Source organism: Xenorhabdus beddingii, assembly GCF_002127545.1.
GTDB lineage: Bacteria > Pseudomonadota > Gammaproteobacteria > Enterobacterales > Enterobacteriaceae > Xenorhabdus > Xenorhabdus beddingii.
In genome coordinates, this window is sequence record NZ_MUBK01000133.1 from 1 (window position 1) to 870 (window position 870).

At 53.7% G+C, this 870-nt stretch carries 1 protein-coding gene and 1 pseudogene; both read left to right on the top strand.

Annotated elements, in window-relative coordinates; genetic code table 11:
* Window positions 1–628: pseudogene (locus Xbed_RS18860) on the top strand (hypothetical protein); the annotation flags it as partial.
* A 119-nt stretch (window positions 629–747) separates the two neighbouring features.
* Window positions 748–870: mRNA interferase (locus Xbed_RS18865; protein WP_086114322.1), on the top strand; the 123-nt coding region annotated here is incomplete at its 3' end.

Consider the following 870-nt stretch of genomic DNA (forward strand, 5'->3'; position numbering starts at 1 on the left):
CTTTATCCGCCAGACCCTGAGTCAGGGTAATACGCTGCCCGATATCCAGCCCGGCGAGCAGTTGCAGCAGCAACGGGCGGAAGTCTCGCAGCGCGTCACACAGGCGGGCAGTTGGATACGCCAGACTGACCAGACCATTAACGAGTCTTCCATGCATCGCGTCGTTAAGGCTGATACGGAAACGCGCACCGTGGTCGCACGGGACACCACGGTACAGGCCACGGATAAAGCCACCGTTTTGGGAACGTCTACCTTACTGGCGGGCGCTGTCCGGCACATTGCCGATGGAGATTACTGCATCGCGACTTCATCAAACTTCGTCGCCAGTGTGGGAAAAGAGGCCCATATTGACGTCGGGCAAAAGCTGATAGAAAAAATCGGCCTGCTTAAGCAGAGCATTGCCGGCGCCAAGCAAGAGATAGTCGCGCCCGTGGTTTGGGTAGGCAGCCAGCAAATCAATGTCATGACCCTGATGTTAGACACACTGGATGTGGTGAAAGAACTGGCTGAACTGACCGCCGCCCATACCCATCACAACACCGGCACCCCGGAGAACGCCAGCGCCATCAGGAACACGGCTTATAAATCCGATGGGCTGAAACAGAAATATTCGCCGGTGATTGGCTAAGTTAATCGACCTCGCCGGCGGGGTTTATTTTTATCTGCCTTGAATAAGGTAAACAAAAACGTTGACGCGGTAAGCATTAATGTTTACTATAATGGCATGTTCAACAGAATGGAGGAGTGGTGAAGCAAAGCGAGTTTAGACGGTGGCTGGAAGCTCAGGGCGTCGAAGTTTCAAACGGGACAAACCATCTGAAACTGAGATACAAGGGGAAGCACAGCGTCATGCCAAGGCATCCCAGCCAT